We start from the raw sequence: 19,082 nt of genomic DNA, 5'->3' as shown, positions 1-19,082 counted from the left end.
CCGCACGCGGTTTCAGCAGTGGCGTGCAGCACCGGAATGGCTACGCCGAGAAGGTCTGCGCGGCGTTGATCGACGACACGAACTGACGTGTGCGTTCGTGGACAGGGTTGCGAAAGACCTGTTCGGCGCTGCCGATCTCGATGACCTGCCCCGCCTCGAGAAAGACAACGAGATTGGCAACCTGCGAGGCAAGTCGCAGATCGTGCGTCGCCATCACCATGGTCGTGCCCTCTTTGGCAAGGGTGCCGAGCACGTCGACGACCTCGGCGGAAAGCTCCGGGTCAAGCGCCGAAGTCGGTTCGTCGCACAAAAGAACCTTCGGCGAGGGCGCGAGCGCCCGTGCAATTGCCACACGCTGCTGCTGGCCGCCTGAGAGATTGGCGGGCCAGGCATCGGCCTTGTGTTCCATGCCGACTTTCGTCAGCAATTCCATGGCGCGCGCCCTGGCTTTTTCGCGGGACCATTTCTGGACGACAAGCAGCCCTTCCATGACGTTTTCGATGGCCGTGCGATGTGGGAAAAGCTGGAAGTTCTGAAACACCATTCCCGTCTGGCTGCGCACTTTCTGAATGGATTGCCACGGCGCCTTGCGGCCGGGTGCAAAGTCGACGCTCTCAGCGCCTATGCGCACGCTTCCGGCGGTCGGTTGCTCTAGGAGGTTGATGCAGCGGAGCAAGGTACTCTTGCCGCCGCCCGACGGTCCGACCAGAGCCGAAACGCTGCCCTCCGGAAAGCTGAGAGAGATATCCTTCAGAATGACGGCGTCGCCGAAACGCTTTTCGATATGCGACAGTTCGATCATCGGTTGGCCTCCAGCATGCCGCCGTATCGGGCAAAGCGAAATTCGAGCCGGGACTGCAGGTGAGACAGGATGGAGCTCAAAGCGAGATAGATGATGGCGGCCTCGATATAGAGGATGAGCGGCTCATACGTCGTGGCAACGATACGCTGCGCGGACTGGAAAAGTTCGGGCACGGTGATTGCCGCGGCAAGCGAGGTATCCTTGACCAGCGATATGAACGTGTTTGACAGAGGCGGCACGGATACCCGGCTTGCCTGCGGCAGGATCGTGCGCCGCATCGCCTGGCGCCAGTTCATGCCGGTGGAATAGGCGGCTTCCCACTGACCCTTGGGGACGGAGGAGATGGCTGCACGGATGATTTCCGACGTGTAGGCACCGACATTAAGCGTGAAGCCGATCAGGGCCGCCGTAAAGGCATCAAGCAGAATTCCCACACTCGGCAGGCCGTAGAAGATCACGAAGAGCTGCACAAGGAGTGGTGTACCGCGAATGATCCATACATAGAAGCGAGCGATTGCTGAAACCGGCCACGGCCCGAACAACCGTGCGACCGCGGTGACAAGCCCCAGCGATAGGCCCAGCACAAAGGAAAGGAGTGTCAGCGGGATCGTAAATTTCACGCCGGCCCACAGAAGTGTCGGCAACGAATCGATCATCAATTGAAGCCAGTGCGGCACGGCGAACCTCAAAACATATGACGCCCGGCGATGGTCGCCGAGCGCTCTGATCTCAATACATATGGCGCAGTTTCAAGAACGGAACAGTCCGTTCTTACTTCGAGACGTCCTGACCGAAATACTTGTCAGAAATCGTCTTGTAGGTTCCGTCCGCCTTGATGTCGGCGAGCGCCTTGTTGATGGCTGAAACCAGCTCGTCGTCGCCCTTGCGAACGATGATGCCAGAGAAATCCGCATCCGCCTTTTCGGCAACGATCTTCACGGGAGCCTGAGGCTGCTTCTTCTTGAAATCGAGGAAGGAGAGACTGTCGTTGATCGTGGCATCGGCGCGGCGGGTCAGAACCAGCTGGATCGACTGGTCAAAGCCGTCGGTGCCGACGAGCTCTGCTCCAGACGCCTCGGCCAGCTTGCCGAAGTTACTGGTCAGCGACTGTGCCGACTTCTTGCCCTTGAGGCTCTCGAACCCTTTGATCTCCTCATCATTGCTGCGAACGATCAGCACGGCCTTGGACGCGATATAGGGGTCGGAGAAGGCATATTTCTGCTTGCGGGCTTCGGTGATGCCGACCTGATTGATGACGGCATCATAGCGTTTGGCATCGATGCCAGCGATGAGGCCATCCCACTTGCCTTCGATGAATTCTGCCTTCACGCCAAGCTTGTTGGCGACAGCCTCGCCGATCTCGACGTCGAAGCCGGTCAGCTTGTTGGCGCTGTCGTGGAAAGTGAAGGGCGCATAGGTGCCTTCCGTCCCGATCTTGATCACGCCGGCGGCCTTGATCTGGTCGAGGTTTTCGCCAGCGACAGATGGGGTGATGGCAACGGCCTGCAGCAGGGCGGCAGCAGCGATGGATTTCAGCCAGTTCATGGTCATTCCTTTCGGGCATCAGGCCTGATGGCCTTTCGATGCGGTGTTATCTAGGAAAACCTGTGCTGTTGGAGGAGAGGAACGAGCAAATAAAACAGGCAAATAAGATTATTTTGCTCATTTTTGTTCGCGCATGACCCGACGCAACCACGACACAGCCTTTGCGCAGGATTTCCGGCAGGACGCCATCGTGCCGCAATCTGTTGTCCCGGAAGACCCGGGCGGAACCCTTGCGTTCTCTAGCTGTTGTTTCGCCGAACAGGAGCAACATCATGACCGAAGAAAAACGCGACGAAACCGGCAATGAGGAGGCACAGGCGGAAGGGAGCACGCAGGGTGAGCATAGCCAGGAGCGAGAGCAAACCGCGGGCGATTCAAAGCCTCATAACAGCTCGCCGCAGACGTGGTCGGCCGATCACGGCGGAGGTGTTTCGCCCCCAACCAGCAAGCCGGTGAGTTCAGACGATAAGGCGGATTAGGCGTCTGAACATCTGGAGCCTTCGAACTGTACCAACGCCCTCGCAACCGATTTTGGCCGGAGGCTGTGATGACCCACGTCTAGGCTCGGATCATTCTTCTTTTAGTAGCAACTGAATAATAAAACGCCTCTAGCGTGCACTGCGGTAGCGAGATATTATGCTTTCCGTTAGCGCATGCGCTCGGGTTCAGTGCCAACGTAATATTGGAATAATAAAACGATCGATATTGCCATTTCTGTAAATAAGAAAGTCGGGTTCGCGCCTTTCTAATGCACGCCAGATTGTTCTCAGTTTTTATTTCCTAAGTACCTTTCCTGTTTTTTGCAGTGCTCACGAGGTTTTCTTGGCTTGAGCAGATATTACAACGATAGGCGGTTTGCGGAAGGGGCAAGGCATCGGGGGCCGGGAGGTCTCGTCGTGTTCATGCTCCTGTTCGCCGCCTTCTCAAGCGCAATCGGCGCAAGCCTTCTCCTGTCCAATGATCACATGCGTCTCAAGCTTTTGTTGCTGCGGCTGGGTTTCCAGCAAAGCAGCGTTGCGAACCTGAGCGTGCCCTTTGTCAATGCACAGTCCGCCGCACAGGCAAGCATGGGGGTGTCGGTGGTCTTTGCAAAGAAAGCCCGCCTCTTGAAGGGCCGCGCCCCGATACGTGCTGACGAGCAGTGCGCTACTCTTGCAGCCCTTGCCGAGGTAGAGCCTGTGTTTACCCGCGAAGACGGTGGCGCCAAATGGGAATGCAGCTATCTCGTGACGGGAGCGGATTTGGGACGTCAGTCATCGATATTCGTCCAGATCCGGGGTAGGGAGGCCGCAGGGAACGCGACATTCCGGCTGAAAATAAGCTTCGGAACTTTGTCCGAACGGGAAGCGCTCGCCTATCAGGCGTCCGCAATTGCAGCACGCTTGCTCGATCTCGATGCGTATCTGTCCATTTCGCTCGGAGACGCCTTGGCGCGAGGGCAGGATTTTCGCAGAGAGATTGCGGCGGCAACCATTTCATATAAGCGGGAAATGCTGGATGAAAGTCGATACAATCTCGTTGGAACGTATCCGCTTCCGAAAGCCGCTGCTCAGCAAGTCACAAACTGAGTTGCGTTTCGGATCTACTTGATACTTGCCGTGACAGTCGTGTCGTGAGGCGTGCCGATGTGCTCGGCAATCTGGCTGATGCCCTGGATGATGACAGCCCAGAGAGCAATGGAGACACCGAACGCAAATGACAGATTTCTGAAACGACGCGACATTTTTCCCTCACAAGATGAGGAATATGTACCGCACAATAGTTCGAATACAGTTAGTGTGATCGGTCAAATTGAAGCGAACTGTAGCGCCGCCGATCGACCATGAAAACGCTCGCCGAGAAACTTCGCGCTCAGAAAATCGGCGGGTAACAGACCCTGACGATTTCGATCTGGCGCGGTTCTCGGTAGGTGATCTCAACCAGTTCGCATTCCTCTGTGACGTAGCTCGAGCGGACAAGATGTGTGTTCGTTTGCGTCTCGTTATACCTCGACCGCTGAATGATGTCCGCCGCGTATGCCGACGCCCCGAGCGAAGCTGCGAGGAGTAATGTCGCAATAGTTAACTTCGAAATTACGTGTAAAGCGGCCATTTCAACCTCTCTAATCATCCGTACTTTGCGTCTATATCTAGTATATTTTTCAGATTAAAACGCAAGACGCAAATAACATCACGCCGAATGGATCGTAGCTGTTGGCGAGTGATGTGACCCTAGTCCTGGAGTGCTGCGGCAAGAGCCTGATTGTAGGTCGGAGCGATCACCTTTTCTGGTGATCATTTCAGAGCGCTTGCCGTCAGTTTCGACGCTTACGCAACCTTTCTGTCCGTTCGGAAATCGCAGGCAGATCTTGCCGTTGTCGATCTTGTACCCGATCGTCTTACCCGTTTGGTAAGTATACCCGTCCCCTTTTTTTGCAGCGTTCCCCGAACCTTCGCTCATGCGCCCGGGGATTTCTGCTTGGAAGCAACGCACATCTCGGTATGTGCATACTGTGCGGGAAGCGACGAAATTATTGCGGCAATGATAGCTAAAACTGTGCAGCGGATAACTTGATCAATCTCTCAAGTCGTCGCCGCAAAATATCACGGTTCTCTCGAACGAACCGGAGGGCTTCGCCGCACGTTGCTGCGAATCTACGTATCGAATCTAATTTCATATGTAATAATAAAGCAATATTGCTTGTTTTATATTTAACCATTTATTAAGTTCTGGGCTGACTCGTGTTTAGAATCGAGATATGGAGTATTGATAAGACGGTCATATATTAACTCTCGTATATTGGATGGTTGCCTTGAGTGCTGTGGAGCTTGTGGTACAACTGGATGCTAGTGAGTACCTCGCCGGTAGTTCGGCGAATGATAATTATAAGCTTACATATAGTGATCAGCCTGCGGCTTGGGAATTTGCGGCCAAGCGCGCAGTCGACATGCTGATATCCCTGATTGCCTTGGTTACGCTTCTTCCCCTGTTCGTCCTGATATGCGCGATCATCCGTGCGGAGAGCAGAGGGTCACCGATGTTTTCCCAGATCCGATGGGGGAAGGACGGTCGCAAGATTAAAATCTATAAGTTCAGATCGATGTTTACCGACCGGGGAGATGTGTCTGGCGTCGCACAGACAACTCGGAACGATCCCCGGATTACACGGGTCGGCCAATTCATTCGCAAATCCAATATCGACGAACTGCCGCAACTCATCAACGTGCTCAAAGGGGACATGTCTCTTGTCGGTCCGAGATGCCACGCCGTCGGCATGCTTGCGGCCGGCGTTACCTATGAGGAACTCGTTCCGGATTATCACCAGCGACACAGCATGCGGCCTGGTCTTACCGGGCTGGCGCAAATGCGCGGCCTGCGAGGGCCAACGGATCGTGCTTCGAAAGCCCGGGCTCGCATCGCCCGCGATCTCTATTATGTTGCCAATTTCTCGATCTGGCTTGACGTCTACATCATCCTCCAGACCATCAGGATGGAACTGACGAATGGCAAGGGCTTCTAAGCCAACCGTTCTTCGAACCGATCCAATAGCAAACGGCGGCACACTGGTGCCGCCGTCGCTTGTTTGATATTTCGGCGGTTGGGTCTCAACCAACGCTGCCTTGGATAGCCGACGACAGTCCGGGATCTACCGCTCGCCCACCGAGAGACACGCTGCTTGCTAGCAATCCGTTCTGACAAGCCCGTCCGTCGTCCCATCCCGGATGATTGGCGATCGGGTAAAGGCAAATCCCCTCGAACGGGACACCGGACTGCATGGCACGTTTTGCCTGATCCGAGACATAACGGTACCAAGGCCCACGCCGCTCATCCTCGATGCCGGTTTCTGCAATCAAAATCGGCTTGCCATAACGCGCGTAGGTTTCGGCAAGGATCCTGCTCAGCGGCTTGTAGCTGGGATGACCGATGTCGATCGGCGGCCCGCCATGGATCCATTGGTTGTTAAAATAGTAGTTGACGCCAATGATATCGAGAAACCGCTCCTGACCGCCGATCTGCGGCCACATTCGGCCCGCGATGAGGTCCCATCCCTGGAACTGCGACTGCCTGTGACCTTCGGCAACGCCGGACTCGAAAGGTCTCGATTGGTCCGCCACGACATTGATAACCGGATCGCAGTGAACGAAGCGCGCGCGGGGGTCGACCGAGAGGATTTCCTCCATGGCAGCGATTGCGGCCCGGGCGAGCTGAACCTTGAGCTCGAATCCTCGACCACGCGCGAACGGGTTGAGATAGGCAGCATCTCCGCCGCCCCAAGAGAAGAATGAGATTTCGTTGACGGGGCAATAGAACGGCACTTCGCTTGTGTTGTCGCGAACCAACCGTGCACAGGCGCCGGCGAAGGCTGCAAACCGATCGACAAATTGCGGCGACCAGATATCGAGATCGTCAGGCCATCCGTAGTGTAAGAGGTCCCAGATGACCTGCGTGCCGGTTTTCTGCGCGGCTTCGATCATCGGCAATACGCTCGACCAGTCATAGGTCCTGGACTTTTCGATCAGATGCCAGCGAAAACCATCGCGGACCGTACGGATTCCAAGTCCTGCAAGCTGACGATAATCCTGCTCCGCAAAGCGATCGTGCTCGATTGCCGCAATCATATCCAGGCGTCGACCGGTTGTTTCGCCGTCAGCGGGACGTAGCCGATGCGTCGAGCATTCGAAACCGCCCATCAGAAACGATTTGAAGATGCCGGTCGGCCCCTGCGGCGATTTCTCCGCAAGGACGTCGCTGAAAAGCTGTGTCCACTGCGGCAACACGGCCTCGATGGAGTAGCTCGCCTCGACCTGGCGCCGCAACGCTTGTCCGAGAGAACGGCGGAAACCTTCGTCGCCCGCAAGTAAGCGGATCTTGTCAGCGACGGCGGCCGGATCGTTATAGGGCACGAAGAGGCCGGAGACCTGGTCGTCGATCTGCTGCTGGGCGCCGTTGTCAGGTGTTGCGATGACGGGCAGGGCGGCGGCACCTGCCTCGGCAATGACATGCGGCATGCCTTCGCCACGCGACAGCCAGACAAATATATCGAACGCCGACAGAAGCTCGGCCACATCCTTGCGATCGCCTAAAAACCTGACCCTGTCCGCCAAGCCCAGCCGGCGGGTAAGATCCTTCAAGTGATCGGCATAGTCCGGCATGAAAGCATCGGGGCCGCCGACAATGACGAACTGCGCATGCGCATTGTCTCTGACGACCAGTGCGGCGGCATGAATGAAGTCTTCGACATTCTTCTTCGGATCCAGCCGACCGACCCAACCGATGACGACCTGCTCGTCCCGGAACCCAAGCTTTGACCGCATGACCGAGCGGTTCGCCGAATTGAACTCGGAGAGATCGACCATCGAGGGTATCTCGAGCGCGTGCTGCTCGCGGCCGGGCATTCTTGACGCAGCCGCGTCGCGGATGGAGCGGCAGACGCCGACATACCGGCTCGTGAGGTGTTTCGGGCCAGCTTCCGCCTCCGAGACAAGACCGCCATGCTCGATCAGCGGGGGGCGGAGATGGAGCTGTTCGAGTGCCGGATAGATGTCGGCAACGTTCTGGCTGGAAACGACGATGTCGTATCCAGGAACCTTGCCGGCCAGATAGCCAACCGTGTCCTCGAAGGACAGATCGTAAGGCGTCGTATCGACATCGACCCCGAGCGCCCGCAGTTGCTCGTGGGTCTGCTCCGGCATTCCGGGCTTGCGGAAGCAGGCAACGACGTCGATCCGGTAGAGATCAGGATCGAGGTTTCCCGCGAGGAGCCGCACTTCGGTCTCCTCGCCGCCCACCACTAACCACGCGAAGACGAACAGAATCCGTACAGGCTGAGGTTCAGGTGTCATTCGCTCACCTTGAAGACAACCTGCAGGAATTCCGGACGGTTTTCGATCAGGTCCGTCAGGAAGGCCGGCGCGTCGTCCATCGGAATGACGTGGGTGATCATCTGCTCGCGGATGATGTCGCCATGCGTCCGGAGAAGATCGACCGTTGCGCGGGCGAGCCGGCCGCGGTTCCAGAGCGCACCAAGACCACGCGGAACGCGGTTGATCTGCGCGCAACGGATGTTGAGGCCGTTATGGTGGAACTCTTCACCCAGCCGCAGTTGATCAGCGCCGCCCTGGTAGAAGGCAAGGTCGATCACCGTGCCCTGAGGTCGCAGGGCTTTCAGCGCCGTGTTGAGGCTGCCTGAATACGCACGTGTCTGGAACACCAGATCTGCACCGCGTCCCATCGCGCCATCATGCCAGCGGGCCTTGGCATGCTGCCACGCATGCTCCTCGGTCATGGCCTGAAGGCCCATCGCTTCCGCTTTTTGACGGCGGAACTCCGATGGGTCGGTCACGATAACTTCGGACGCACCCAGGGATTTCGCAAACAGGGCAGTCATCAGCCCCACTGTTCCGGCGCCGATCACAATAACCGGGCGATCCTTCACGCCTGCACCGAGGAAAGGAACGTGAGCTCCATAGGCTTCGGCATCGGCGTGCAGAATGCCGTTTGCGGCGATCGGTCCCATCTGGGCGACGAGGACGCCGAGCACGGGATCGATGTCGGCTGGTAGCGGCACCAGAAGATCGTGGAACGGGTTGGCCGTGTGGCCCGATTTATGGCCGTAGGCGGATGCGACCACCTCGCCTTGCGCAAAACCGCCTGTGCGCGACTCTGAGACCCTGGCAACTTCCATGTAGCCGAGGAACGGGACCGGATAGTGCAGGTCCGGTTCGTTCTCGATAAACACCCCGCGCTCGCCGTCAAAGCGCGAGCGGAAATAGGGATTGGTGTTTTTGAGGAACGTCAGTTCGGTCCCCGCGGAAAGACCGGTGTAGAGCGTGTCGAGCCGAACCTGGCCATCGCCGGGAGGGCCTTCCTCGTATTCGAAGAAATAGGACCGCCCGGGGGCCTCGACGCCGAGCGAGCGGATGATCCGGTGGCCCGGTGCCAAGCCCGGCGCGGGTGCTTCCGGCCGAGGCTGGGATTGCAAAGGCAGAGGCTCGGGCTGCCGCATCTCTGGCGGCGCGATCGAAACCGGCTTGCCTTCCTGCACAGAGGCAACGACAGCCAGCGCCAGCCGGTGCGTTGCAAGGGCTTCGGAATAGGGGCAGCGGATCCGGTTTTCCCCGCCGCGAACGGCATCGATGAAGTCGCGGTCTTCGCGCCACACGGGGTCGCCGTCTGCGCCACGGACCGGCCGGCCTCGGCCGACATCCACCATGATGTCGCGGTCGGTAAGCTCGATTGCGAGACGGTCTGCGAAGATGTGAAGCCCGACGCGATGGCTCCAGCCGAGAAGGCAGGTGGAGGCAACGTTTGCGACGACGCCGGTTTCGAATGTCAGAGTGGCCGTCGTCACGGTGGGCACGTCGAGGCCGGGAAATTCGGGCCTGTCCGTGTGACCGGCACGTCCGTAAACCTCGGTCACCTCACCAACAAGAAAACGCGCAAGGTCGAGAAGATGGGTCGCCTGCTCCACCATCTGTCCGCCGGACTTGTCCTGCTTCCACCACCACTGCGGCGGAGGCGTGCTATCCAGCCAGTAGCCGGACAGAAGCTGGGCGGGATTGTCCTTGAGGAGATTGCGGGCCTCATCGACGATGTCGAGGTAGCGCCAGTGGTAGCCGACGCCGGTCACGAGACCCTTCGCCGTCACGGCAGCCGAGATCTCTTCGGCCGTCTCGATGTCAAGCGAAACCGGCTTTTCGACGAAGAAAGGAATGCCGCGCTCGATCAAATCTCGCTCCGGTTCCCCGTGCGCAAACGGCGGCACGCAGACATAGACGGCATCGGGGCGGACGGCGTCCAGCATGTCGCGGTGGTGGGCGAAGGATTTCGCTCCGAAGCGCGCTGCGGCCTGATCGGCGCGGCCGATATCCGGATCCGCGAACCCGACGAGTTCCACATCGTCGAAGCCGGAGATGACATCGAGATGGCGGTGCGCGATACCTCCAACGCCGATAAAGGCGAGGCGTGTCTTCTGCATGGATAGGTCCTTTTGCATGAGATTGGCAGGCTGAGAAAGGAAGCGGTCGTAGACCGCTCTCGTTTCCCTCGCCATGCGATGTGCGGAAAAGTGATTGTCGAAGCGGACGCGCGCAGCCTCGGCGACATGCGCAAGTCTCTGCCGATCCGAAAGCGCCGCGATGACGACAGAGGCCATCGAAGCGGAACTGCCGGGTGTGGCGAAAAGCGGGTGGTCCTCCCCGAGCGCCTCGACGGTGCCGCCGATCCGGGTGGCAACGACCGGGCAGCCGAGCGACATCGCCTCGAGCACCGCAAGCGGCAGGCCTTCGAACAGCGATGGCAGAACGAAGAGGTCGCCGAGAGCGATGATGTTGGCGACATCCGGGCGATGTCCGGTAAATCGAATGCGGTCGGAGATGCCGAGCTCATCCGCCAAAGCCCCGAGCCTCACGCGTTCCTCGCCGGATCCGACCAGAAGAAGGCACAAGGAGGGGTGCGCCTCCAGAATCTGCGGCATGGCTTCGAGGAGGGTCTTGTGATCCTTCTGCGCGGTCAACCGTGCAATGGTCACGAGCACGATCTCGTCACGCACATCGAGGTCCCGACGAATTGCGTCGCCTGTTGCCGTCTGCTGCGGCACGAAGATACCGTTGTGGATAACCGTCAGTCGGTCGGGCGCAATGTGCCCGCGAAAACTGTCCCGGGAGGCTTCCGAAACCACGACGTGATGGGCGACATCCCGCGTGCGTCGCTGATACTCGTCCTGCTGGTCGCGGTCGGTGAGGAGATAAGGAAGATGCTCCGTGCGAATGACCGGGATACCGGCTCGGTTCGCGGCCTCGACCAGCGCGTGCCCCTCCCATCCGATTCCCGCATGGACATGCAGGAGGTCGACATTGCTGCCGGACAGCCAGTGGGCAAAGTCATCGACCTCATCCGCAAGTTTGATGCCGAGGCCGAGACGGGCAGCGCGCGGGAGCAATCCTGCCCGGTCTTCCGACAATAGCGCAATGAACACATCAGCCTGCCCGCACAGCCCGCGCGCCAAGGCAAGCATATGCTCGCCCATCCCGGATGGGTCCAGGCTATCCGTCGCAAGGACTATCCGCGGCATCCTAGTCACGCTCGGAATGCACCAGAATGTCGTTTTTGCCGAGCAGCGCAGGTGCCAATGGAGGATCTACAGCCGTCTGGTCGACAATCATCGCCATGCTCTTGAACGTGGCATCCCAGGACGAGCGCGCGAGCATCTTGTCAACCGCTTCGAGCCAGGACGTATCGGCGCGGGCAGTGGCAAGCGCGGCATCGCATCCGCTGACAAAGCTGTCGGCATCGTCGGCAAAAAACACGCCCGGCGTATCACCGTAGGTACGAACGACGTCTGCAATCTTTGTGCTGACGACCGGTCGCCCTGCCGCCAGATATTCAGGCGTCTTGGTGGGGCTGATGAAACGGGTTGCCTCGTTGAGCGCAAACGGCATGAGCGCCGCATCCCAACCCGCCAGATAGGACGGCAGGTCGGCATAGGACTTGTGCCCGAGGTAGTGAATATTGGCCGCGCGAGGCAGATCGGACGGCGATATCTTGGCGATCGGACCGAGAAAAACGAAGGAGTAGTCCGGTCGCGCTGCAGCCGCTGCGCGGATCAGGTCGAGATCGAGGCGTTCGTCGATGACGCCGTAGAAGCCTAACCGTGGGTGAGGGATCTCTGCCTGATCGCTTGGATCGGCAACCGAGTTTCGCGCTGCCCGGAAATGGTGCGAATCGACACTGGATGGGAAGGCATGGATGTTGTCATGCAGATCGCGCTTTGCCTCGTACAGGCTCACCCCGCCGGTAAAGACCGCGTCCGCGCGCGCCATCAGCGCGTTTTCCATATCCTTCAGCTGAGGCGGCGCAAACTTGAAGTTGGCCAGCTCGTCCATGCAGTCGTAGACAACCGCCGCCGCGTCCACATGCTGCGCGAAAGAATACATCATCGGCGTGTAGAACCAGAGTATGGGCCGCCGCCCACCGTGAAGCAGGATGAGATCGTCGAGCAGTCGGCTAAGCGCCCGATCCCGCTCGGCTTCGCTCCACCAATGCGGAACTCTTGGCCGGATCGCCTTGACGGACGTATCGGCGAATGGGTGAATTTCCAGGTAGGCAAGATGATGATCGGTTGGAATGAATTCCTCGAAAAAAAAGACCTGACGATCCTGAGAGAAGCGCTGCATTAGGTGCTGCGGCCGCTGCAGGACAAAGTCCCAGCGCAGATGCGAGAAGCAGATGAGCGGCGTATCGATAGGCAGGGAGGCATCAGGCGTTTGCGGGAAGGAATTCAGAACGTTCATCAAGCACCTCGAAACAGATGCCGCCAAACAAAGCCTGGACAGCAAAGTTCCGGACGCTCATCATAATTCTGTTACCTGTCGTTCATCAAATCTCGCAGGCGGCTGATGCTATGCTGCCACGTCCAGTTTTCCAGCACTGTCTCGCGTGGTTTCATCCCGTTGGCGAGCCGGAGCAGATCCCGGATACCGTCGTGAAAGTCCTGCTCCGAAGCCATTCGGCCCGTCTCCGGCATGATGTATTGTAATCCGCACCGAAGCGCGCTGTTGGCGAGGACGGGAATGCCGGCCAGCATATATTCGGTGAGAATGGCAGGTGCTCCGTCGTCGACGCCGCAGACGACGCCGATCCGTGACTGGTTCATCAACCGGTTGACGTCGTCGAAGGGTATTCCCGGCGGCTCAATGAAATCGACATTGATGCCCAGCGCGTCCGCATGGCGCCTCAACTCCGGTACGAGTTCTCCGTAACCAAAGACGCAAAGGGTCCGGAGCGACCGCGGTAGCTTACCCAGCGCTTCGAAAAGGATGTCGTGGCGCTTGTAGGGCTGGGCGGCGGCCACATAGATCACGTCATAGACCTTCGGCAAGTTCATCGGCCGGAAGGTCATATCGGATGCGAATTCCGGTCCGATCGGCATCACGACTGTGCGCATGTCAGGATGCCGGGCGCGAACAACCTCCGACTGCCACTCCGCTCCCGTGATCACGAGATCGAAATGACGGCTGACCTCGAACGGCACGCGAAGTGCCGGGGCGTCGATGGAGTTGTAGATCTTAAAGCTGTCGCGGCAGGCAAGCATGATCTCCTCGCTCACCCCAAGTCCCCAGACACACAGTATGTCGGGAGCGCCGAACGCCTCGATATGCGCGAGCATGTCGTTCGAGGCAAAGGGAGCCTCCGGACCGTTCATCCGGAATGAACGGCGCACCAGCGACGGATTGCCGGAACGCCACTCTGGCGGAGGATCACCGCCGCGCCAATGCGTCCAGATTTCCGAGCAATCGACCAGCCCGTCCTTGAGGGCTGCGAGTGGAAGCCGCTCGATATAGCCGCCGTCGACAACCACGTCGTTCGTATCCGGAATGGACAGGGGAGGAGATCCGCGTGAACCTGATGACCATAGCGTTTCAAAGCTTCGATGGGACGGGAGATCCTCGTCGCTCCAGCTTCCATCCTGAAAGTCACTGATGACGACAATACGCCGTGGTCTCATACACGTCTCTAATCATTGACACTGAAGAACGGGATGGCGATGTTCGACGTCACCAACTTCCGGAAATGGGAACGGTTCCACTGTCAGGCAGACATACAGCCGCACCTTAATTCTGACGAGGAGCGGCGATCATTGCGTCGTGACGGAACCTCGAGGCATCAGACTTGTTGGCGCAGTCTCCAGACTTTCTGGTTCCTGCAAGGATAGATCGGGCATATGGCTTTGAGAGTTGCAATCATCGGATCCGGTCCGACCGGCATCTACACGCTGAAGGGCCTCATCGGGAAGTCTGAACCGCTTGAGATCACCATCTTCGAAAGCGACGCGGAACCCGGCAAGGGAACCCCCTATCGCCCCGATCTCAACGATGCGGCGATGCTCTCCAACATTGCCAGCATCGAGCTGCCGCCAATCTGCGAAACGTTGACCGAGTGGCTTCGCCGTCAGACGGACATGGAGTTGCAGCATCTCGGCGTCGAACGCGATGCAATCAGCGAGCGGGAGTTTTATCCGCGCGTGGTTCTAGGAGAGTTCCTGCACGCGCAGTTTCAGCAGCTTCTGAATGCCGCCACCGCCAACGGCCACGCCATCCACCTCAAGGCGCGGCATCGTGTCGTCGATATCGAGCTGCGCGCAGACGATATCCGGTTGAGCGTAAAAGCCGCGGACGACGAACCGGCGGAATTCGGTTTCGATCACGTGGTGATGGCAACGGGCCACGACTGGCCGGAGACCACCGAGGTGCGGCCCGGATACTTCATCTCGCCCTGGCCGGCACCGCTTCTCAAAACCATCCCTCCATGCAATCTCGGCATTCTGGGCACGTCGCTGAGCGGCATCGATGCGCTGATCACCGTCTCGACTGCGCATGGTGCCTTCATGCTCGATGGGCAGGGTGATCTTCAATACGAGCCCCTGCCGGGAACGGAAGCCTTCCGCGCAACGATGATGTCGCGCAAAGGGGTGCTGCCAGAAGCCGACTTCTACTGCGAGATCCCGTACCGCCCGCTGACATTCTGTACCGAAGCGGCGATCGAAAACGCGATCGCCACGCGGAAGCTCGATCTTCTGGATGCGATCTTCGAACTGTTCAAGCAGGAGCTGGTGGCCTGCGATCCGGACTATGCAGCAAGCATCGGCCTGTCGCTTCTGACCGTTGAGACGATCGCGCCCGCCTATTTCCGCGCTCGGGAAACCAACGACCCGTTTGCCTGGGCTGCTCGCAACCTCGCCGAAGCGGATCTGAACAAGAAGCTGAAGCAGACGGTGGAATGGCGCTATGCCATCCTGCGGATGCATGAGGTGATTGCGAAGGCGATACCGCATCTGGACGCTGATGACCTCACGCGGTTCCACAAGCACTTCAAGACCGTCTTCATCGATGACTACGCGACGGTTCCGCATGAATCGATCCGCCGATTGCTCGCTCTCCATCGCACCGGCAAGCTTGAGATCGTGGCACTCGGAAATAACAGCGAGATCGACAACAAGAGCGTGGAGCGGGGCGCTGTAGTTCGCACGGAAGGACGGGAGCTTCGGTTTGAGGCTTTCATCGACGCCACAGGACAGCACGAGCTGTCGGCCCGCGACATTCCGTTCCCGACGCTCGTTGGCCAGGGTGTCGTTCGAAAAGCGGCAACAAAGGCTGCGTTTTCTCTTGATGGCGCCGAGCAGGAGATCGTCCGGACAGGAGGGATCGATCTAGACGACGATTTCCGTCTGGTGTTCGAAGACAATCTCTCGAACAACCTCTACTGCGGTTCGATCGCTTTTCTGCTGCACAAGCTTCCGTTCGTGCAGGGAATCACCAGCGCACGCGATATCGGCGAGGTGATTTCGAAAGCGATCCTGAAATCGAACGCGCCGCCTCTGATCATCGCGCAAGCTTAAGGCGTCAGCCCGTCACGATCTCGACCGGGTCACCCAATGTCAGCTTCCCGGGTATCACGACATCGCCGTAGATGCCGAAGTTTCGCTTGTTTTGTCGCAACAGCGAGCGAAGCACGTCGGGGTTTTCGGGAAGCCCGGGTTGCGCGATCAGCGTCATTCCGCACCGCTTGGCTTCTTCGCAGATGTGGATGGTCGCTCCTCCCATCTGCATCCGGCTTCCAAGCCATGACTTCTCCTCAAAGCCCTCGGCCGCAGGCGTTCGCAGCACGACGTTGGGGCGAAACCGGCGGCTGTCGATATCGTCGGTTCCGACGATCGTGGACAAGTGTCGAAGGGAGTTGGTCGTCACGAGATGGACCGGGCTCACTTCATAACGGTTGACGGCCGTCTGTGCATCGCCGGTCGCGACATAGGGACGCGTTTCGACCTCGAAGCCGAAATAGAGGGTCAGCTTCGCATCGGTATCTCTCTCTCCGACACGCAGCCACTCCCCATCCGGAAATCCGATTTCAGGCCGGTCTCGACCTGATCTCGAGTGGAGGAAAAGTGCCGGTTTCCAGCGAGATTCTTTCTCGGGCGCCGCCGGATGGCCGGACTGCGCATCAGCAACGCACCATGAACGATCGCCCTCAATTCCGTCCGTTCCCAGCTCGACGGAGGTCAAACGCTCGCCACCAAGCGAGCTTACCGGGTAGCGCCAGATCTCTTCGATAGTTCCAAATTGCGGCGGTGCCATTCATTCCCTCGTCAATGCGTCTCAAGGGCAGGGAACTGAATTTGCCACAGGTGGTTCCCTCAATGCCTGCGAACGCTTCGACAGGACAGAGGAGAAACAATGGCAAAGATCGTATGCGCAGGTTTTGTCGAAAATGGAAAGATCCTGCTTGTCCGGCGCGCATCGCACCGAAAGTGGTCGGCAAATTTGTGGGATCTGGTCGGCGGTCATGTCGAAAAAGGCGAGGGCCTGGACGAGGCTCTGGTGCGGGAATGCGAGGAAGAGGTGGGGCTCACGCCACTTGCCTTCAACAAGGTCGCGACATTGTACGAGAGCCGTGACGAAAAGCAGAAATCGCCCTTCCACACCTATGCGGTACCGCTCTGGAAAGGTGGACAGGCTTCCCTGCTCGGCACCGAGCATTCCGAATTGGGCTGGTTTGGCCGGGAAGACCTCGAGGCAATGGAACTGGCCATGCCGGAGTACCGCTCTGTCATCCTGCAAATGCTGCAGGACTCGTAGCGCAATTTCGTCCGCTGCAGCGTGATGTACCTCGCAGAGCAGAAACTCTTTCCTAGTCCGGGCATTGCGCCGGGGAACTTCCTCAACCCGCAGACGGTTTGGGCTCAGAAATCGACGTTGGAGGAAAGCTGCATGCTTTGCCTGCCGACCGTATAATATTGACGAGGTGGGCTAATGAAGCAGAATATTGACGACGCCATGCTCGATCGGGGCCAGAGCTCCGAGGCCTACGATATCGAAAACAAAAGACCCTCACCCCAGGGCAATGACGTGCCCGTTTCGACAGCCGGCCGGGCGAAAATCCTCGCGTCGCTGGAGCGGTACCCGCAAAACAACGACCAGGACCAGACCGCCTCGGTCGAAGCCTCCGGTCAACCCCAGTGCTTTCTTCCTGATCTCCAAGGCGAGCGGGTCTGGGGCGTGGCGCTGCAGCTTTACGAACTGAGATCGCGCCGAAACTGGGGGATCGGCGATTTTGACGACCTGTCCACTTTCATTGATCTCGCCGCAGGCTGGGGTGCCGACTTCGTCGGTCTCAATCCGCTCCATGCGCCGTTCATGGCCGCTGCCGAACGGTGCAGTCCTTACGAACCCTCCAACCGGCGTTTTCTCAATCCCCTCTACATTGCTGTCGATCGGATCGACGGCTTCGCAAGCTCGCCTGAGCTGGAGGAAGATATTGCCCGGTTGCAACGAACGGAACTGGTCGACTACGGGAATGTCGCGCGGATCAAGCGCGAGGTGCTCTACAGAATCTGGACGACAGAAAAACGCCGAGAGGACCCCGCGTTTCAGGATTTCTGCAGGGAAGGCGACGCTGAACTGAGGCTGCACGCCCTGTTCGAGGCGATCTCGGAGACCCTTGTCGCATCTGGGGGCAGCGTCGGTTGGAAGGCGTGGCCGCAAGAATATCAGGATCCGCAGTCGGAGACGGTAAAGCTGTTTGCGGAAACGCACGGCGATCGCGTCGATTTCCACCTGTGGCTCCAGTATCTGGCACATGGGCAGCTCACCGAGGCTTCAGCTCGTGCAAAGGCTGCAGGCATGCGCGTCGGCCTCTATCTCGACGTCGCCGTCGGCGAGGCACTGGACGGATCGGCCACCTGGAGCAGCCGTCATGCCTATGTCGAAGGTGCCAGCATCGGCAGTCCGCCAGATCCCATGGCGGTTTATGGTCAGGACTGGCAGCTTGCAGCGTTTCACCCTTCGGCGATCGCTTCGGGAAATCCGTCCCCATTTGAGACCACGATGGAAGGTGTCATGCGCTACGCGGGCGCGGTTCGCATCGATCATGCAGCAGCTCTGCGGCGCCTTTTCCTTGTGCCATCGGGAGAAAGCCCCGAAGAGGGTGCCTATGTCGGCTACCCCCAACAAGCGTTGATCAAGACGCTTGCGGACCTCTCGAACACATATGGCTGCCTCGTCATCGGAGAAGATCTCGGCAATCTGCCGCAAGGGCTGCAGGGAGAATTGGAGGCAGCCAACATTCTCTCCTACAGAATTCTCTCCTACGAGCAGGGAAAGCAGGGCTTTCATCCGCCCGACCAGTATCCGGCGCTGGCCTTGGCATGTGTATCAACCCATGACCACCAGACGTTTTCTGGCTGGTGGCGTGCAGCTGACGTCATGATGCGGGAAAAGAACGATCTCGTGCCGGAAGACGCTGCCCGTCAGCAGAAGAGCGAGAGAAAGAGCGAAAGGCGCGACGTGCTTTCCGCATTCCGGGCGGCCAATCTTATGGGTTCGGAGGCGGTCGATCACTCCAGTCGTAGAAATCTGGCGGCGACTGCCCATGCCTTCGTTGCCAGAACCCCATCCCTCCTGATGGCTGTACGGCTCGCCGATCTCACGGACGAAAAGCAGCCAACCAACGTCCCTGGCACGAGCGACAGTTATCCGAACTGGAAACCGAAACTGTCCGTCATGCTGGAAGAGCTCGACGCACTTCCGGAACTGCATGACATCCTGGGTGAGGTCGCGGCCGCGCGGCGAAAATAAAAGCTAGGTCTTGGGAGCAATAGAAGCGCGCCGTCACTCGGTGACGGCGCGCTTCCGATGCGATGATCCTGCGTACGCTCGTCTGCCGGCTCTAATGTTGGGGCAAAAGGAACAACCGAAACCTC

14 protein-coding genes and 1 pseudogene are annotated in these 19,082 nt (G+C 58.8%); 6 read left to right on the top strand and 9 right to left on the bottom strand.

What is annotated here, in order from left to right; all coding sequences use genetic code 11:
* Positions 1 to 40: 40 nt before the first annotated feature.
* The 3 genes from ACQY1P_RS03535 to ACQY1P_RS03525 all read right to left on the bottom strand — a co-directional run bounded on the left by ACQY1P_RS03535 (position 41) and on the right by ACQY1P_RS03525 (position 2,347).
* A complete protein-coding gene (locus ACQY1P_RS03535; protein ID WP_430252921.1) occupies positions 41 to 802 on the bottom strand; it encodes an amino acid ABC transporter ATP-binding protein in 762 nt (253 codons plus the stop codon).
* Positions 799 to 1,479, bottom strand: coding sequence for an amino acid ABC transporter permease (locus ACQY1P_RS03530; protein WP_062458746.1), 681 nt, complete (start codon positions 1,477 to 1,479; stop codon positions 799 to 801). The genes ACQY1P_RS03535 and ACQY1P_RS03530 overlap by 4 nt, the downstream gene beginning before the upstream one ends.
* Before the next feature lie 94 nt (positions 1,480 to 1,573).
* Positions 1,574 to 2,347, bottom strand: coding sequence for an amino acid ABC transporter substrate-binding protein (locus ACQY1P_RS03525; protein ID WP_062460378.1), 774 nt, complete (start codon positions 2,345 to 2,347; stop codon positions 1,574 to 1,576).
* A 272-nt stretch (positions 2,348 to 2,619) separates the two neighbouring features.
* Between ACQY1P_RS03525 and ACQY1P_RS03520 the strand changes: the two genes are divergently transcribed.
* Positions 2,620 to 2,826: a hypothetical protein gene (locus ACQY1P_RS03520; RefSeq protein WP_113165071.1), complete on the top strand. Its 207-nt coding sequence runs from the start codon at positions 2,620 to 2,622 to the stop codon at positions 2,824 to 2,826.
* 423 nt (positions 2,827 to 3,249) lie between these two features.
* The gene (locus ACQY1P_RS03515; protein ID WP_430253907.1) at positions 3,250 to 3,915 is read left to right on the top strand and encodes a DUF6030 family protein; all 666 of its coding nucleotides are present in this window, start codon (positions 3,250 to 3,252) and stop codon (positions 3,913 to 3,915) included.
* A 14-nt stretch (positions 3,916 to 3,929) separates the two neighbouring features.
* Here the strand turns inward: ACQY1P_RS03515 and ACQY1P_RS03510 are convergent, their stop codons facing one another.
* Positions 3,930 to 4,070, bottom strand: a complete 141-nt coding sequence (locus ACQY1P_RS03510; RefSeq protein WP_156461709.1) for a hypothetical protein — start codon at positions 4,068 to 4,070, stop codon at positions 3,930 to 3,932.
* A 1,095-nt stretch (positions 4,071 to 5,165) separates the two neighbouring features.
* Here ACQY1P_RS03510 and ACQY1P_RS03505 point away from each other — a divergent pair.
* The gene (locus ACQY1P_RS03505) at positions 5,166 to 5,846 is read left to right on the top strand and encodes a sugar transferase (protein ID WP_430253905.1); all 681 of its coding nucleotides are present in this window, start codon (positions 5,166 to 5,168) and stop codon (positions 5,844 to 5,846) included.
* 85 nt (positions 5,847 to 5,931) lie between these two features.
* Here ACQY1P_RS03505 and ACQY1P_RS03500 read toward each other — a convergent pair whose 3' ends face one another.
* From ACQY1P_RS03500 to ACQY1P_RS03485, 4 genes and pseudogenes are all read right to left on the bottom strand, one after another.
* The gene (locus tag ACQY1P_RS03500) at positions 5,932 to 8,169 is read right to left on the bottom strand and encodes a glycosyltransferase (RefSeq protein WP_430252919.1); all 2,238 of its coding nucleotides are present in this window, start codon (positions 8,167 to 8,169) and stop codon (positions 5,932 to 5,934) included.
* The gene (locus tag ACQY1P_RS03495; protein ID WP_430252917.1) at positions 8,166 to 11,354 is read right to left on the bottom strand and encodes a glycosyltransferase; all 3,189 of its coding nucleotides are present in this window, start codon (positions 11,352 to 11,354) and stop codon (positions 8,166 to 8,168) included. Before ACQY1P_RS03495 ends, ACQY1P_RS03500 begins: the two co-directional genes overlap by 4 nt.
* Positions 11,355 to 11,442: 88 nt before the next feature.
* A pseudogene (locus ACQY1P_RS03490) lies at positions 11,443 to 12,618 on the bottom strand (glycosyltransferase family 1 protein); the annotation flags it as partial.
* A gap of 71 nt (positions 12,619 to 12,689) precedes the next feature.
* A complete protein-coding gene (locus tag ACQY1P_RS03485) occupies positions 12,690 to 13,832 on the bottom strand; it encodes a glycosyltransferase family 4 protein (RefSeq protein ID WP_430252915.1) in 1,143 nt (380 codons plus the stop codon).
* 216 nt (positions 13,833 to 14,048) lie between these two features.
* Here ACQY1P_RS03485 and ACQY1P_RS03480 point away from each other — a divergent pair, with 216 nt between their 5' ends.
* Positions 14,049 to 15,722, top strand: a complete 1,674-nt coding sequence (locus ACQY1P_RS03480; protein ID WP_430252913.1) for an FAD/NAD(P)-binding protein — start codon at positions 14,049 to 14,051, stop codon at positions 15,720 to 15,722.
* A 4-nt stretch (positions 15,723 to 15,726) separates the two neighbouring features.
* On the opposite strand, the gene ACQY1P_RS03475 is transcribed toward ACQY1P_RS03480, so the two are convergent.
* Complete coding sequence (locus ACQY1P_RS03475; RefSeq protein ID WP_430252911.1) at positions 15,727 to 16,458, bottom strand: MOSC domain-containing protein; 732 nt, start codon at positions 16,456 to 16,458, stop codon at positions 15,727 to 15,729.
* 99 nt (positions 16,459 to 16,557) lie between these two features.
* Here ACQY1P_RS03475 and ACQY1P_RS03470 point away from each other — a divergent pair, with 99 nt between their 5' ends.
* Positions 16,558 to 16,959: an NUDIX hydrolase gene (locus tag ACQY1P_RS03470; protein WP_430252909.1), complete on the top strand. Its 402-nt coding sequence runs from the start codon at positions 16,558 to 16,560 to the stop codon at positions 16,957 to 16,959.
* A 174-nt stretch (positions 16,960 to 17,133) separates the two neighbouring features.
* Positions 17,134 to 18,957: a 4-alpha-glucanotransferase gene (malQ, locus tag ACQY1P_RS03465; RefSeq protein ID WP_430252907.1), complete on the top strand. Its 1,824-nt coding sequence runs from the start codon at positions 17,134 to 17,136 to the stop codon at positions 18,955 to 18,957.
* Positions 18,958 to 19,082: the final 125 nt, after the last annotated feature.

Source organism: Neorhizobium sp. DAR64872/K0K18 (genome assembly GCF_050500175.1).
GTDB lineage: Bacteria > Pseudomonadota > Alphaproteobacteria > Rhizobiales > Rhizobiaceae > Neorhizobium > Neorhizobium soli.
Note: the sequence above shows the minus strand (reverse complement) of the source record. Positions and strands in the feature narration are given on the sequence as shown.

Bases quoted from the DNA above. Each gene is read 5' to 3' on its own strand.
- ACQY1P_RS03535 (WP_430252921.1), bottom strand. From the start codon at position 802: ATGATCGAACTGTCGCATATCGAAAAGCGTTTCGGCGACGCCGTCATT.
- ACQY1P_RS03525 (WP_062460378.1), bottom strand. From the start codon at position 2,347: ATGAACTGGCTGAAATCCATCGCTGCTGCCGCCCTGCTGCAGGCCGTT.
- ACQY1P_RS03520 (WP_113165071.1), top strand. From the start codon at position 2,620: ATGACCGAAGAAAAACGCGACGAAACCGGCAATGAGGAGGCACAGGCG.
- ACQY1P_RS03515 (WP_430253907.1), top strand. From the start codon at position 3,250: ATGCTCCTGTTCGCCGCCTTCTCAAGCGCAATCGGCGCAAGCCTTCTC.
- ACQY1P_RS03510 (WP_156461709.1), bottom strand. From the start codon at position 4,070: ATGTCGCGTCGTTTCAGAAATCTGTCATTTGCGTTCGGTGTCTCCATT.
- ACQY1P_RS03500 (WP_430252919.1), bottom strand. From the start codon at position 8,169: ATGACACCTGAACCTCAGCCTGTACGGATTCTGTTCGTCTTCGCGTGG.
- ACQY1P_RS03495 (WP_430252917.1), bottom strand. From the start codon at position 11,354: ATGGGCGAGCATATGCTTGCCTTGGCGCGCGGGCTGTGCGGGCAGGCT.
- ACQY1P_RS03485 (WP_430252915.1), bottom strand. From the start codon at position 13,832: ATGAGACCACGGCGTATTGTCGTCATCAGTGACTTTCAGGATGGAAGC.
- ACQY1P_RS03480 (WP_430252913.1), top strand. From the start codon at position 14,049: ATGGCTTTGAGAGTTGCAATCATCGGATCCGGTCCGACCGGCATCTAC.
- ACQY1P_RS03475 (WP_430252911.1), bottom strand. From the start codon at position 16,458: ATGGCACCGCCGCAATTTGGAACTATCGAAGAGATCTGGCGCTACCCG.
- ACQY1P_RS03470 (WP_430252909.1), top strand. From the start codon at position 16,558: ATGGCAAAGATCGTATGCGCAGGTTTTGTCGAAAATGGAAAGATCCTG.
- malQ (WP_430252907.1), top strand. From the start codon at position 17,134: ATGAAGCAGAATATTGACGACGCCATGCTCGATCGGGGCCAGAGCTCC.